The following is a 13,924-nucleotide window of genomic DNA, read 5'->3' on the forward strand; positions in this document are numbered from 1 at the left end:
AGGCGTGACCACGACGACCTCACCCGTGACCACCGCCCCGCCCCGGCCGGCCCTCAGCCGCCTCGGCCTGCTCACTCTTCTCCTCGGCACCGCTCTTCCGATGATCGACTTCTTCGTCGTGAACGTGGCGCTGCCTACGATCGAACGGGACCTGCACGCGCCCCCGGCCACCCTGGAGATGGTGGTGGCCGGGTACGCGGTGGCGTACGCCGTGCTCCTGGTCCTCGGCGGCCGGCTCGGGGACTCGTACGGCCGGAGGCGGCTCTTTCTGTGGGGGGTGGCCGGTTTCGGGCTGACCTCGCTGGCCTGCGGGCTGGCGCCGGGCGCCTGGTGGCTGGTGGCCGCGCGGGTGGCCCAGGGCGCCGCGTCGGCGGCACTGCTGCCGCAGGTGCTGGCCACCCTCCACGCCACGACGTCCGGGGAGCGCCGGGCCCACGCGGTCGCCCTGTACGGCTCGGTGGGCGGGGTGTCCGTCGTGCTCGGGCAGGTGCTGGGCGGAGTTCTGGTCGCCGCCGACCTGGCGGGCACCGGCTGGCGCGCGGTGTTCCTGGTGAACGTGCCGGTGGCGGCGGCCGCGTTCGGCTGTGCGCTGCGGTCGGTGCCGGACAGCCGGGCGGAGCGGCCGGCGCGCGCCGATGTCGCCGGTACGGCGCTGCTGGCGGCGGCGCTGACCGCGCTGCTGCTGCCGTTGACCGAGGGCCGGGCGGCGGGCTGGCCGCTGTGGTCGGTGCTGCTGCTGTGCGCGGCGCCGTTCGTCGCCGTGGCCTTCCACGGCGTGGAACGGCGGGTGGAACGTGTGTCGGGTGGCGCGCTGCTGCCCCCGTCACTGCTCAGGGCCCCCGAGGTGCGCCGGGGGCTGCTGCTGGGGTTGCCGGTGTTCGTCGGCTTCGCGGGCTGGATGTTCGTGACGGCGGTCATGCTGCAGCAGGGCCTGGGGTACGGGGCCCTGCGGGCGGGGCTGACGCTGGTGCCGATGGGGGTGGCGCAGTTCGCCGCGTCGATGCTGGCGCCCCGTGCCGTACGGCGGTTCGGCGGGCGCGCGGTGACGTGGGCGGCGGTCGTCCACCTCGCGGGCCTCGCGATGCTGGTGGCGACGGTGCTGCTGGGCCCGTGGCCGCACCTGAGCCCGCTCACGCCGGCCCCCGGACTGGCGCTGTGCGGGGCGGGCCAGGGCCTTGAGCTGCCCCTGTACTTCCGCTTCCTGCTGGCGGCGATCCCGGACCGGCTGGCCGGCGCGGGCAGCGGGCTGGCGGCCACGCTCCAGCAGTCGTGCCTGGCGGTCGGGGTGGCGACGCTGGGTTCGCTGTTCCTGTCCCTCGTACCGGTCCTGGGGATGCGGGAGGCGCTGGCGGTGGTGCTGGCCGTGCAGGCGGCGGGGCTGGTGGGGCTGGCCTCGCTGGGCCTGGCCCGCTCCTCCGTTCGCCCGGCGGAGGATCATGTATGACTCATTAGTTAGACGCACTATTGAGTTGGGCGTACGATGGGACCATGCCCGAGTTGAGTCCTCGCCGACGCCTGCTCGTGCTCGCGATCTGCTGCATGAGCCTGCTCATCGTGAGCCTCGACAACACCGCGCTGAACGTCGCCCTGCCCTCGATGCAACGCGATCTGCACGCCACCACCTCCGGCCTGCAGTGGACGATCGACGCCTACACGCTGGTCCTGGCCTCGCTGCTGATGCTCGCGGGCTCCACGGCCGACCGGATCGGACGCAAACGCGTCTTCATGGCGGGCCTGACGGTGTTCACCATCGGCTCCGTACTCTGCTCCCTCGCGCCGAACCTGGAACTGCTCATCGTGTTCCGGATGCTCCAGGCGGTGGGCGGCTCGATGCTCAACCCGGTCGCCATGTCGATCATCACCAACACCTTCACCGACGCCCGCGAACGCGCCCGCGCGATCGGCGTGTGGGGCGCGGTGGTCGGCATCTCCATGGCGGCGGGGCCGCTGGTCGGCGGGCTGCTGGTGCAGTCGGTGAGCTGGCGCGCGATCTTCTGGGTCAACCTGCCCGTCGGCCTCGCCGCCCTCCTCCTCACCCTCCGCTTCGTCCCCGAGTCCCGTGCGCCGCGGGCCCGCCGTCCCGACCCGGTCGGACAGGTGCTGGTGATCGCCCTGTTCGGCTCGCTGACGTACGCGATCATCGAGGCGCCGGAGTCGGGCGCCGCCCCCGTGGCACCGTTCGCGGTGATCGCGGTGGCCGCCCTCCTGGCTCTCCTGCGGTACGAACCCCGGCGCGAGGAACCCCTCATCGACCTCCGCTTCTTCCGCTCGGCCCCGTTCAGCGGCGCCACGGTGATCGCGATCAGCGCGTTCGCGGCCCTCGGCGGCTTCCTCTTCCTCTCCACCCTGTACCTGCAGAACGTGCGCGGCCTCGACGCCCTGCACGCGGGTCTGTGGATGCTGCCGATGGCCCTGCCGACGTTCCTGTGCGCCCCGCTCTCCGGCCGCCTGGTCGGCAGCCGCGGCCCGCGCCTGCCCCTCCTGATCGCGGGTACGGCGATGACCGCGAGCAGTGTGCTCTTCGCCGCCTTCGAAGCCGAGACGACCAACTCCACCCTCCTGCTCGGCTACGTCCTCTTCGGCATCGGCTTCGGCTTCGTCAACGCGCCGATCACCAACACGGCGGTCTCCGGCATGCCCCGCGCCCAGGCCGGAGTCGCCGCCGCCGTCGCCTCCACCAGCCGGCAGCTCGGCCAGACCCTCGGCGTCGCGGTGGTCGGCGCCGTCCTGGCCTCCGGCATCGGCTCGTCCCCGTACCGCCACGCCTTCGTCTCGGCAGCCCGCCCCGGCTGGTGGATCCTCACCGCCTGCGGCCTGTCCGTCCTGGTCCTCGGCTTCCTGACCAGCGGCCACTGGGCCCGCAGGACCGCCGAGCGGACGGCGGAGAGCCTGGAGGCGGGCGAGATCCGGGAGGCCGTGGGGGTGGCCGGGGGCGCGGGGCGGGCGTAGGGGGCGCAGGGACGCGGGGGGCTACCCGCCAACAGGGGCCGGGGGTATGCCGTCCGACGACGGCGCGCCTCCGTTCGGCACCCCACCCCGGACGCGGGGCGATCGAGGCGCGCCGGCCCGGGGACCATTCCAGTCCTGCGGCTCCGTCGTCGCGTAGCCGATGGTGGTGGTCATGCAATGGTCGGTGACTCCGGTCAGGCCGGCACTATCCGCGTTGACGCGGCAAGCGACCATCGTCCGGGACATCGGTCCACGAGCACCCGTAGAGCCCTGGATTCGAGGGACATTGCGTTCCTCATATTTGGAACGCAAACCGCTCCACACATTCGCTTGTCCAGGTAAGTTTGTAGCTACACGAGAGCTGCTTACCGCTTTCGTGCGACTGCGGAGGACCCGCTCCTGCCCGAGCGAGCCCCCCGCACGCCGCAGTTCACGAGCCCGGTCGCTCTCAGGGAGACCGGGCTCGCTGCGTGTGCGGCCCCGGTCGCGACCGTCTCTCGTGTGTGGGCGTCCCTACTGGACGAACTGCCCCACGGTGGCGATGATCGCCACGAGCACGCCGACGGCGGCAAGTCCCACCGACCACTTCTCAGGGCCGGTCCATTGCCTGCGCGGCTTTCCCATGCTGGATCCCACCACTGCTTCCTCCTTCTCCTCCTGTCACCCTGTTCTTATGGCATCCGTCGACTTCCCTTGGAGATCGACGGAGTCGAGGAGGAGGAGCAGGTGAAGCGAGGACAAGCATAGGAGAACGTCAGCCAACTCGCCCTGGATCAGCAAAAGTTCGGGTTCATGCGCCCTCGCGGAGGGAGCAGGCCCGGCGAGCCGCCCGTCACGACGTTCCGTCAGCGGACAGCTCCTCCAGCTTCCCGTAGGAGTCGCGACGCCACCGGACCCCGCTGTCGTCCGTGAACAGCAGAGCGGGCCGGTTGTTCTCCACCGTCGCTTCGGACCAGCGCGGTGAGCTGAAGACAATCTGACTACCAGCAGGGACGAGTTGTACGGGCACCGGACGCATGCCTCGATCGGGATGCGGCGCACCGTAATCGGTCGCGGATGCGGCGTTGTACGAGTCGCCGAAGCGCACCAGGACGTCGTGGATGGGGTCGACGCTGGAGTTCGTCACCGTCACGCGCCAGTGGTCGAAACCGTCTTCGTCGCCGTACTCATTGATGCGGCTGCTCCCGGCAGCCCGAAACTCCATCTTCACGTGCCGGGACTGTGAGATCCTTCGCTCTTCGGCCTGCGCCCGCAGCTCGGTGCGCTCCAGCAGCAGGTTCTCCTGCTGCTCAGCCATGAAGCGTGTCTGCTCGCCGATGAATTCGCGCTGCTCCCCGATCTGCTGCCGCTGGCTCCTGATCGTCTGGTACGCGAACAACGCCGCCGCACCAGCGAACCCAGACGCGATCCACGTAGGCACGTCTCCCCACTGCACAGCCCCCATGCACCCCTCCCGATCCACCAGGCACCGACGCCCATCCCTGGGGGGTCACATTCCCGCCCGCTTCACTTCGCCTTCACATAGGACATGATGGCCTCTCAGCCACGACCGCCACGAGGGAACCATGAACACCCGCACCACCGTCGCCGCGTTCCTCGCGGCCGCCGCCTTCACTCTCACCGCCTGTTCGTCCGACAGCGACTCCGGCACCAAGAGCGCCCCGAGCCCGAAGGCCTCCGCGAGCAGGGCCGCGGCCAAGCCCGCCGGCCTGACCGCACAGCAGGCCGCCGACAAGCTGGCCGACGCCACCGGCGTCACCACCCTCGGCAACCCGGCTGACAACACCTCGGCCTGCTCCCAGAAGGCCGCCGGCAAGGCGCCGAACCCCAACGACTGCACCCAGCTCATCACCACGGACACCGTCTCGATCTACGAGTACAGGACGTCGGCGGTCGCCGCGCACTGGGTCAAGGCGATGAAGGTCAACGGGGACTGGCGGCAGGTCGGCCGATTCGCGCTCGCGTGGACGGCCCGGGACCAGAAGACCACCTCCGACGAGCGGCGAACCGAGTTGGTGAAGGCCCTGGAGAAGGCCGTCAGCGACGCTGAGTGACACGATCGCGTTCCTTCCGCGCGTACGGCCGACGCTGAGGCCTGCCTGGGTCGGGGCCTCAGCGCCGAGGAGGCACACGCAGCCCTGACGCAGACGGCGGAAGGCGTGCTTTCCTGCAAGGCCGTCCAGAGCCTCGCGGCGGAGTCCCCGCGGGGGCAGCCGGGTACCAGAGCGGCAGGCCCGGCCTGCCCGCCGGGCCGGGCCGGGTGACACTACCCCCATGGACCTCCTCTCCCTCCGCCACTTCCGAGCCGTGGCCCGCCACCAGCACATCAGCCGGGCCGCCGAGGAACTCCGGGTCGCGCAGCCCTCGGTGAGCCGGACGATCATCCGGCTGGAGGCCGAGCTGGGGACGCGGCTGTTCGACCGGCAGGGGCGTCGGATACGGCTCAACGAGCACGGCGCGGCCTTCCTGGCCCGGGTGGAGCGGGCGCTGGGTGAACTGGACGACGCCCAGCGGGAGTTGGCCGATGCCGCCGGTGCGGGGCCGGGGCGGGTCGCCGTGGCCGCCGAGACGCTCCTGCAGCTGTCGGAGGTGCTGTCCGCCTTCCGGGAGCTGCGGCCCGGGGTGAAGGTGCGTCTTTTCCAGGCGCCGGTGGATGCCATGCGACGGCATCTGCGGGCCGCCGAGGTGGACTTCGCCATCGCGTCGCAGCCGCTCGCCGGGCCCGGGCTGTGTGCGGTGGAGCTGGTCCGGGAGGAAGTGCTGCTCGCCGTGCCGCCGGAACACCGGCTGGCCGGGCGGGAGCGCGTCGCGGTGGCCGAGCTGGCCGGTGAGGACTTCGTCAGCACGCGGGCCGGCCACTGGCAGCGGGCGCTCCTGGAGCGGCTGTTCGCCCGGGAGGGACTCGTACCGCGTGTCGTCTGCGAGGGGGACGAGGCCGCCGCCACTCCGGGGCTGATCGGAGCCGGGCTGGGTCTCGGGCTGATGCCGGCCGTCGCCCGGCGGGCCCTCGGCGAGGACGGCCCGGTCGCCTGGGCGCGGCTGGACACCGACGACTGCCACCGGGTCCTGACCCTCGTGTGGCGCGAGGACGCCTACCTCTCCCCCGCCGCCCGGGACTTCCGTCGGCTGGCCGAGGAACAGTTCATGCCCGGCCGGCCATGAGCATATGGCGGAACCGGTCGTGGAAGGCATGAGCGGCCGGACAGTAGCGTCGGCGGTGTCCAGCGGTTCCGAGCGAGGGTGGAGGTAAGCGCGATGGGGCACGGCGAGACCGGTTTCCGCGGTTACGCAGAGGTTCTGACGGACGCTCTGGGCGCAGAGCCGGACCGGGCGGTCGTCACCACTGCCGAGGGGCGGGTGATCGGCGCGGCGGAGTTACGGGACCAGGTCCTGCGGCTCGCCGGGGAACTGGCGGACCGCGGGGCGGGCCGCGGCACCACCGTCGGTCTCCTCACCGGCAACACCGCCGAGGCCCTGATCGCCCGGTACGCCGCCAACCTGGCCGGTGCGCGCGTGGTCTCCCTCTACGAGGGCATGAGCCCGCCCGTCATGGCCCGCGTGCTGGAGAGCGTGGACTGCGCCCTGCTGCTGGTGGACGACCAGCGGCACGAGACGGCCCCGGAGGTGTCGTCCGGCGTCCCCGAGACGCTCTCGCTGGGGCCCTGCGCGTTCGCCGAGGACGTACTGGCCGCGGCGTCGCGGCGGGCCCCCCGGCCGATGGGCGGACTGGTCCGCCCGGACGACGACTGGTGCATCCGGCACACCGGCGGGACGACCGGGATCCCCAAGGGCATCCGCATGAGCCACGGCTCCTACCGGACCGGCCTGGACCGGGCGGCCGCCGACGCCGGCGCGCCGCCGCCCCGTTACCTCGCCTGTACCGCCCTCGCCCACCTCGCCGGGATCTTCGCCGACATGGCCCTGCTCCAGGGCGGTTCGGTGGTCCTGCGGCACGGGTTCGAACCCGGCGACGTGCTCGCCACGATCGAGCGCGAGCGCATCACCCACACCTGGCTGCTCCCGCCGCTGCTGTACCGGCTGCTGGACCACCCGGACCTGCCCGGCACCGACCTGTCCAGCCTGCGCCGGATCAGCTACGGCGGCACCGCCGCGTCACCGGCCAGGATGCGCCAGGCGGCCAGGGTCCTGGGGCCCGTGCTGTACGGCCTGTACGGGCAGGCCGAGGCCCAGCACATCACCGCGTCGGGGCCCGGGGACCTGGAGGTGACCGGCGCCGGCGGGCAGCTGACGGTCGGCCGAGCCCTGCCCGGTGTGGAGATCGCCGTCCGGGGCGCCGACGGTACGACCCTGCCGCCCGGGCGGTGGGGCGAGGTGCTGGTGCGCTCGCCCTTCGTGATGTCCGGCTACTGGAAGCAGCCCGAGCTGACCGCCGAGGTGCTGCGGGACGGGTGGGTGCACACCGGTGACGTCGGCTATCTCGACGAGGACGGCTACCTCTACATCGTGGACCGGATCAAGGACATGATCGTGGTCGTCGGCGGCCATGTGTACCCGGCGGAGCTGGAGGAGCTGCTGCTGGGTCATCCGGACGTGGCCCGGTGCGCGGTGTACGGCGTCCGGGACGAGGAGTCGGTGGAGCACGTCCACGCCGCCGTGGTGCCCGCCCCCGGCCGGCAGCCGTCGCTGGAGGACCTCCGGGACTTCGTCACCACCCGTAAGGGACGCCTCTACGCCCCCGACGCCCTGCACCTCGTCCCCGAGATCCCCCTGACGGCGACGGGCAAACCGGACAAGAAGCTGCTGCGGTCCCGGCTGTCCGGCTGAGCCGCCCCCGGTGAGCGGGGGACGGCGGTGTCCCGGGCCGCGGTCCGCGGCGAGGTGGGGTGAGGTGAGGTGTGGGCCGGGGGGTCAGCCGGCCGGCACCCCGCACGCCAGCGCGTACAGCCGTTCCAGCCGCTCCCGGGTCTCCTCGTCCAGCGGGGTGTACGTCACCATCCGGGCGCCCGACTGGGGGGCCAGCCACAGGTCCGTGTGCTGCAGGGTGAGGAGGCCGACGTGGGGGTTGCGGAACTCCTTGGTGCGGGAGCGGGTGGCGACCACCTCGTAGCGCTGCCAGTTCTCGCGGAAGGCGGGGGACTCCTCCAGCCGCTTCAGCAGCATCTTCCAGGCGGGCTCGCCGAGGTGGCCGGCGAGGGCGGCGCGCAGCCGGGCGGCCATCAGGCGCTGGGTCTCCTCCAGGTGGACGACCGCCTCCTGCCACCGCTTGTCGGTGTGCACGAGGAGCATGCAGTTGCGGTCCTCGGGCGGGACCGAGTCCAGGTCGCCCAGGAGACGGCCGTAGGTGCGGTTGTAGGCGAGGATGTCGTACCGGCTGTTCTGGATGCAGGCCGGGATCGGTTCCAGCCGGGTCAGCATCTCGCGCAGGGCCGGGGTGATGCTCGGGCAGGTCGCGGCCGGGGTCGGGTCGGTCGCGCCGGCCAGCTGGAAGAGGTGGGCGCGTTCACCGGCGTCGAGGCGCAGGGCGCGCGCGAGGGCGTCCAGGACCTGCACGGAGACCTGGATGTCGCGGGCCTGTTCCAGCCAGGTGTACCAGGTGACGCCGACCGCGGAGAGCTGGGCGACCTCCTCGCGGCGGAGCCCCGGGGTACGGCGGCGGGCGCCGCGCGGCAGGCCCACCTGTTCCGGGGTGATGCGCTCGCGCCTGCTGCGCAGGAACGCGGCCAGCTCGTGCCGGCGGATCTCCGCTCCCCGAGCCGGCCGCGGCGGGGCGGTCTCCTGGGCCGTGGTCGTCATGGAGCCAGGGTGCCGCGCCGGGCATCCTGTTTCCAGGTGCTCTTGGTACCAGGATGACGGCGTCCCGCCACCAGGCTGGGCGGCAGCGCCCGGCACCAGCCGGAGTCATGTCGCCGGCGCGGGTGCCGACGGCGGCCGGGCGGGGTCAGCCTGTTGCCGGGTAGTTCCTGTACCAGGAGAGGGAGACTCTGGTACCTGTCTGGGCGCTCCCGCAGGCTCGGGGGCATGAGGGAAACCACCGTCACCGCCCCGGCCGTCCGACCGACGGCCGCGCCGCCCGCGCTCGGCGGACCCGGGCTGTTCACCGTCCTGTTGGCCGCGGCGCTCCCGCTGGTCGACTTCTTCATCGTCAACGTGGCCCTGCCGGCCATCGGCGCCGACCTCGCGGCGGGCGAGTCCGTGCTGGAGCTGGTCGTCGCCGGGTACGGGGTCGCGTACGCCGTGCTGCTCGTGCTCGGCGGGCGGCTGGGGGACCTGTTCGGGCGCCGTCGGCTGTTCCTCGGCGGGATGGCCGCCTTCGGACTCACCTCGCTGGCCTGCGGACTCGCGCCCGGCGCCTGGAGCCTGGTGGCGGCCCGGATCGCGCAGGGCGCCTCGGCCGCCGCGATGCTGCCGCAGGTGCTCGCCACCATCCAGTCCGCCACGAGCGGCCCACGCCGGGCGAAGGCCATGAGCCTGTACGGCGCCACGGCCGGGCTGGCCATGGTGGCGGGGCAGATACTCGGCGGGGTGCTGGTCGCCGCCGATGTCGCCGGGACCGGATGGCGGGCGATCTTCCTCGTCAACGTGCCGGTCGTGGTGGCCGGCCTGGCGCTGGCCGCGCGGTACGTGCCGGAGACCCGGTCGCAGCACCCGGAGCCGGTGGACGGGCCGGGCACGGTGCTGCTCGCGGTGTCGCTGCTGACGCTGCTCGCGCCGCTCACCGAGGGCCGGGCCGCGGGCTGGCCGCTGTGGACGTGGCTGTCACTGGCCGCGTTCCCGTGCGCGGCGGGCGCGTTCTGGGTGGTGGAGCGGCGGGCGGACCGGTCGGGGCGTACGCCGCTGGTGCCGCCGAGCCTGTTCCGGGTGCCGTCGATGCGGCGCGGTCTGGAGCTGCTGCTGCCGTTCTCCATCGGCTTCAGCGGGTTCATGTTCATGATCGCGCTGGCCTTGCAGCAGGGTGCCGGGCTCGGTCCGGTGCCGGCCGGGCTCGCGCTCGCGCCGATGGCGGTGGCGTACCTGCTCGTCTCGCTGGCCGGGCCGCGGCTGATCGCCCGTCACGGCACCCGGGTGGTCACGGCCGGGGCCGTGCTCCAGGGCGTGGGCCTGCTGCTGATCCTGCTGACCGTGTGGCGGGACTGGCCGCGGCTGGACGTCGTCGCGCTGCTGCCGGGGACGGCGGTGGCCGGTGCCGGTCAGGCGCTCCAGCTGCCCAACGTGATGCGGATCGTGCTGTCCGAGGTGCCGCCCGCCCGGGCCGGCGTCGGCAGCGGGGTGATGGTCACCACGCAGCAGTCGGCGCTGGCCCTGGGCGTGGCCACGCTGGGCACGCTGTTCCTGACCCTCGTGCCGCACATGGGCATGCGGGACGCGCTGCTCGTCACGCTCCTGGTCCAGCTGGGCCTCCCGGTGCTGACGGGACTGCTGAGCCTGCGGTTGCCGCGCGTGTCCGGGTGGGGCTCCTCCGCCGGACCGGCGGAAGCCACCGCTCAGGACAGGGACCGGGACTAGGCCCTCAGTCCCCGTACCAGAAGGTCCACCAGCGCCGTGAACTCCTCGTCGACGCCCGCAGCGGTCCACTCGCGGGCGTAACACGGGTCGTGGAAGCGGCCGGTGGCCTGGAAGACGGCCCGGGCGGCGGTGGCCGGGTCGGTGACCCGGAAGGCGCCCGCCTCCGCGCCGGCGGCGACGATCCGGGTGAGCTGGCCGGTGAGATCGGCTATGTGCTCGCGGACCACACCGCCGAGTTCGTCGACCAGCACGGTGTAGGTGGCGAACAGCTCGGGGTCGTCGCCGGCCTTGTGCCGCTTGGCGGCGAAGAGGGCGGCGAGCCAGTCCCGCAGCCGCTGCTCCGGGTCGCGGTCCCCGGCGGTGACGATCCCGGCGAGCCGCTCGGAGGTGCGGTCCAGCCAGCGCTTGGTGACCGCCTCGCGCAGCGCCGCCTTGGTGCGGAAGTGCCGGTAGACGCTGCCGTGGCTGACGCCGAGCGCGCGGGCGACGTCGACCACGGTGGCCTTGGCCGGGCCGTGGCGGCGCAGCACCTCCTCGGTGGCTTCGAGGATGCGCTCGGCGGTCAGGATCTCGCTGGTCGGTGGCATGCCTAGACGGTACCCGGCGCGGTGTTCACCGTTCGCTGTCGAGCATGGCCATCTGCTCCGCGGCGTACCGGTCGCCGGCCGCCGCGTCCGCCGGTACGGCGCTCTCGATGGCGGCGAGGTCGGCCGCGTCCAGGGTCACGTCCGCCGCGCCCAGCGCCTCGCCGAGCCGCTCACGGGTGCGGGCGCCGACCAGCGGCACGATGTCCTCGCCACGGGAGAGCACCCAGGCGATGGCGATCTGGGCGACGGTGACGCCCTTCTGTTCCGCGACCTTCCGCAGGGACTCGACCAGCCCGAGGTTGTGCCGGAGGTTCTCGCCCTGGAAGCGGGGCGAGTGGGCGCGGAAGTCGTGCGCAGCGAGCTGCCGGTCGGGGGTGAAGTGGCCGGAGATCAGTCCGCGGGAGAGCACACCGTACGCGGTGACGGCGATCCCCAGCTCGCGCAGGGTGGGCAGGATCTCCCGCTCGGGGCCGCGGGAGACGAGCGCGTACTCGATCTGGAGGTCGGCGATCGGGGCGGTGGCGGCGGCCCGGCGGATGGTCTCGGCGCCGACCTCGCTCAGCCCGATGTGCCGGACCCAGCCCTTCTCGACCAGCTCGGCGATCGCGCCGACGGTCTCCTCGATGGGGACGTCCGGGTCGAGCCGGGAGGGGCGGTAGACGTCGATGTGGTCGACGCCCAGGCGCTGCAGGGAGTAGGCGGCGAAGTTCTTCACGGCTGCCGGGCGGCCGTCGAAGCCGGACCAGCCGCCGTCCGGGTCGCGCAGGGCGCCGAACTTCACGCTCAGCACCGCGTTCTCCCGCAGGGCGGCCGGGGCGGTGCGCAGCGCCTCGCCGATCAGCAGTTCGTTGTGGCCCATGCCGTAGAAGTCGCCGGTGTCGAGCAGGGTCACGCCGGCCTCCAGGGCGGCGTGGAGGGTGGCGATCGACTCGGGGCGGTCCGCGTCGCCGTACATGCCGGACATGCCCATGCAGCCGAGGCCGAGGGCGGAGACCTGGGGGCCGGTGGTTCCGAGGGTTCGGGTTCGCATCGTCATGGCTCCAGCCTGCCATGACGAATGACAGATTTCAATATCTGTCATTCGAACTCTGTCACTCGGCGGCCGCCGAGGCGATCTGATTGGTCCAGACCTATTGACGAGAGGTATGGACCAGAGCACTGTCATGCCTACGACACCTCACCGCACCCCCACCGGGAGGCCGCGCATGATCAGACGCCTGCTCGTCACCGCGCTCACCGCCGCGTTCCTCGCCCCCCTGGGCCTCGCCACCGCGCCCGCCGCCTCCGCCGCCGACACCTGCGCGGTGAAGCCGAAGCCGGCCGGCAAGGTGCTCCAGGGCTACTGGGAGAACTGGGACGGCGCCGCCAACGGCGTCCACCCGCCCTTCGGCTGGACCCCGATCACCGACTCCCGCATCGCCGCCCACGGTTACAACGTCCTCAACGCCGCCTTCCCGGTGATCCGCTCCGACGGGACGGCGCTGTGGGAGGACGGCATGGACGCCGGAGTGAAGGTGGCCACGCCCGCCGAGATGTGCGCGGCCAAGGCGTCCGGGCAGACGATCCTGCTCTCCATCGGCGGCGCGGCGGCCGGCATCGACCTGTCGTCCTCCGCCGTGGCCGACCGGTTCGTGGCGACGATCGTGCCGATCCTGAAGCAGTACAACTTCGACGGCATCGACATCGACATCGAGACGGGGCTGGTGGGCAGCGGCAGCATCGGCCGGCTCTCCGCGTCCCAGGCCAACCTGATCCGGATCATCGACGGGATCCTCGCCCGGATGCCGTCCGGCTTCGGCCTGACGATGGCGCCGGAGACGGCTTACGTCACCGGCGGCAGCGTGACCTACGGCTCGATCTGGGGCGCGTACCTGCCGGTGATCAAGAAGTACGCGGACAACGGCCGGCTGTGGTGGCTGAACATGCAGTACTACAACGGCAGCATGTACGGCTGCTCCGGCGACTCCTACGCGGCCGGCACCGTCCAGGGCTTCACCGCCCAGACGGACTGCCTGGACAGGGGCCTGGTGGTGCAGGGCACGACGATCAGGGTGCCGTACGACAAGCAGGTGCCGGGCCTGCCCGCCCAACCCGGCGCGGGCGGCGGCTACATGACCCCCTCCCTGGTCGCCCAGTCCTGGAAGCACTACGGCACGTCGCTCAAGGGCCTGATGACGTGGTCGGTCAACTGGGACGGCGCGAAGAACTGGACCTTCGGCGACAACGTCAGGGCGCTCCAGGGACGCTGAACCCCTCCGGGCGGCCGGCGCCTGTTGTACCCGTACCGGCGTCCACCGGTACGTCGGTCCGTCGGTACGGCCAGGGAGCCCCCCTTGGTTCCCGGTGTCCGGATCGCCCGGAACGAGCGCCCGCGACGTGCGCGCGGGCCGGCGCGGCGTACGGCGGGCGGTGCGCGCCCCCGGCGGCCCGGGCCAGGGAGGACGGCAACGAGCGGTACGAAGACCGGCGGCCGTAGTGCCGCCGCCTCCGCGCGGGGGCAGCGGGTGCGCGGCCGGGTGGATGCGGCGCGCCGCCTCCGTCGCTTGGTTCCGGCCGTCGGACCGCTCGCGCCACCACTCCCGCCGGCCGGACTCCCGGCCTCACACGGGCACCCGACGTGCCCGGCACCGAACCAGCGGCACAGACCCTCCCCCACGGGCCCCTCGCGCCACCACTCCCGCCGGCCGGACTCCCGGCCTCACACGGGCCCCCGACGTGCCCGGCACCGAACCAGCGGCACAGACCCTCCCCCACGGGCCCCTCGCGCCACCACTCCCGCCAGCCGGACTCCCAGCCTCACACAAGCACCCGACGCGCCCGGCACCGAACCAGCGGCACAGACCCTCCCCCACGGGCCCCTCGCGCCACCACTCCCACCGACCGGACTCCCAGCCTCACACAAGCACCCGATACGCCCGGCACCG

Annotated in this window: 12 protein-coding genes; 7 read left to right on the plus strand and 5 right to left on the minus strand. The window is 72.8% G+C overall.

The annotated features are described in order from the left end of the window. Positions 1-4 precede the first annotated feature (4 nt). The gene (locus ACZ4VF_RS11775; RefSeq protein ID WP_467925182.1) at positions 5-1,444 is read left to right on the plus strand and encodes an MFS transporter; all 1,440 of its coding nucleotides are present in this window, start codon (positions 5-7) and stop codon (positions 1,442-1,444) included. A gap of 44 nt (positions 1,445-1,488) precedes the next feature. Beyond that, positions 1,489-2,949: an MFS transporter gene (locus ACZ4VF_RS11780; RefSeq protein ID WP_467925184.1), complete on the plus strand. Its 1,461-nt coding sequence runs from the start codon at positions 1,489-1,491 to the stop codon at positions 2,947-2,949. A gap of 513 nt (positions 2,950-3,462) precedes the next feature. Here the strand turns inward: ACZ4VF_RS11780 and ACZ4VF_RS11785 are convergent. Beyond that, on the minus strand, positions 3,463-3,585 hold the full coding sequence (locus ACZ4VF_RS11785) for a hypothetical protein (protein WP_467925186.1): 123 nt from the start codon (positions 3,583-3,585) through the stop codon (positions 3,463-3,465). A 196-nt stretch (positions 3,586-3,781) separates the two neighbouring features. Next, a complete protein-coding gene (locus ACZ4VF_RS11790) occupies positions 3,782-4,393 on the minus strand; it encodes a hypothetical protein (RefSeq protein WP_467925188.1) in 612 nt (203 codons plus the stop codon). A gap of 121 nt (positions 4,394-4,514) precedes the next feature. Between ACZ4VF_RS11790 and ACZ4VF_RS11795 the strand changes: the two genes are divergently transcribed. From ACZ4VF_RS11795 to ACZ4VF_RS11805, 3 genes are all read left to right on the plus strand, one after another. Next, positions 4,515-5,003 carry a hypothetical protein gene (locus tag ACZ4VF_RS11795; protein WP_467925190.1) on the plus strand — a complete coding sequence of 163 codons (489 nt, stop codon included), beginning with the start codon at positions 4,515-4,517 and terminating at the stop codon, positions 5,001-5,003. A gap of 220 nt (positions 5,004-5,223) precedes the next feature. After that, a complete protein-coding gene (locus ACZ4VF_RS11800; protein ID WP_467925192.1) occupies positions 5,224-6,111 on the plus strand; it encodes a LysR family transcriptional regulator in 888 nt (295 codons plus the stop codon). A 93-nt stretch (positions 6,112-6,204) separates the two neighbouring features. Continuing rightward, positions 6,205-7,734 (plus strand): AMP-binding protein, encoded by a 1,530-nt coding sequence (locus ACZ4VF_RS11805; protein WP_467925194.1) that lies wholly within the window; start codon positions 6,205-6,207, stop codon positions 7,732-7,734. A gap of 84 nt (positions 7,735-7,818) precedes the next feature. Here the strand turns inward: ACZ4VF_RS11805 and ACZ4VF_RS11810 are convergent, their stop codons facing one another. Further along, the gene (locus ACZ4VF_RS11810) at positions 7,819-8,703 is read right to left on the minus strand and encodes a helix-turn-helix transcriptional regulator (RefSeq protein ID WP_467925196.1); all 885 of its coding nucleotides are present in this window, start codon (positions 8,701-8,703) and stop codon (positions 7,819-7,821) included. A 225-nt stretch (positions 8,704-8,928) separates the two neighbouring features. Here ACZ4VF_RS11810 and ACZ4VF_RS11815 point away from each other — a divergent pair, with 225 nt between their 5' ends. Further along, the gene (locus ACZ4VF_RS11815; RefSeq protein WP_467925198.1) at positions 8,929-10,413 is read left to right on the plus strand and encodes an MFS transporter; all 1,485 of its coding nucleotides are present in this window, start codon (positions 8,929-8,931) and stop codon (positions 10,411-10,413) included. On the opposite strand, the gene ACZ4VF_RS11820 is transcribed toward ACZ4VF_RS11815, so the two are convergent. Then, positions 10,410-11,000, minus strand: a complete 591-nt coding sequence (locus tag ACZ4VF_RS11820; RefSeq protein WP_467925200.1) for a TetR/AcrR family transcriptional regulator — start codon at positions 10,998-11,000, stop codon at positions 10,410-10,412. The two genes, ACZ4VF_RS11815 and ACZ4VF_RS11820, sit on opposite strands and share 4 nt — an antisense overlap. Before the next feature lie 25 nt (positions 11,001-11,025). Then, positions 11,026-12,036 carry an aldo/keto reductase gene (locus tag ACZ4VF_RS11825; protein WP_467925202.1) on the minus strand — a complete coding sequence of 337 codons (1,011 nt, stop codon included), beginning with the start codon at positions 12,034-12,036 and terminating at the stop codon, positions 11,026-11,028. A gap of 169 nt (positions 12,037-12,205) precedes the next feature. On the opposite strand from ACZ4VF_RS11825, the gene ACZ4VF_RS11830 reads away from it, so the two are divergent. Continuing rightward, on the plus strand, positions 12,206-13,249 hold the full coding sequence (locus ACZ4VF_RS11830; protein WP_467925204.1) for a chitinase: 1,044 nt from the start codon (positions 12,206-12,208) through the stop codon (positions 13,247-13,249). Positions 13,250-13,924: the final 675 nt, after the last annotated feature.

The organism is Streptomyces sp. NPDC029151 (assembly GCF_055564315.1).

What these genes read in the sequence shown, in the direction of transcription:
- ACZ4VF_RS11780 (WP_467925184.1), top strand. Translation starts at nt 1,489, where the DNA reads ATGCCCGAGTTGAGTCCTCGCCGACGCCTGCTCGTGCTCGCGATCTGC.
- ACZ4VF_RS11790 (WP_467925188.1), bottom strand. Translation starts at nt 4,393, where the DNA reads ATGGGGGCTGTGCAGTGGGGAGACGTGCCTACGTGGATCGCGTCTGGG.
- ACZ4VF_RS11795 (WP_467925190.1), top strand. Translation starts at nt 4,515, where the DNA reads ATGAACACCCGCACCACCGTCGCCGCGTTCCTCGCGGCCGCCGCCTTC.
- ACZ4VF_RS11800 (WP_467925192.1), top strand. Translation starts at nt 5,224, where the DNA reads ATGGACCTCCTCTCCCTCCGCCACTTCCGAGCCGTGGCCCGCCACCAG.
- ACZ4VF_RS11805 (WP_467925194.1), top strand. Translation starts at nt 6,205, where the DNA reads ATGGGGCACGGCGAGACCGGTTTCCGCGGTTACGCAGAGGTTCTGACG.
- ACZ4VF_RS11810 (WP_467925196.1), bottom strand. Translation starts at nt 8,703, where the DNA reads ATGACGACCACGGCCCAGGAGACCGCCCCGCCGCGGCCGGCTCGGGGA.
- ACZ4VF_RS11815 (WP_467925198.1), top strand. Translation starts at nt 8,929, where the DNA reads ATGAGGGAAACCACCGTCACCGCCCCGGCCGTCCGACCGACGGCCGCG.
- ACZ4VF_RS11820 (WP_467925200.1), bottom strand. Translation starts at nt 11,000, where the DNA reads ATGCCACCGACCAGCGAGATCCTGACCGCCGAGCGCATCCTCGAAGCC.
- ACZ4VF_RS11825 (WP_467925202.1), bottom strand. Translation starts at nt 12,036, where the DNA reads ATGACGATGCGAACCCGAACCCTCGGAACCACCGGCCCCCAGGTCTCC.
- ACZ4VF_RS11830 (WP_467925204.1), top strand. Translation starts at nt 12,206, where the DNA reads ATGATCAGACGCCTGCTCGTCACCGCGCTCACCGCCGCGTTCCTCGCC.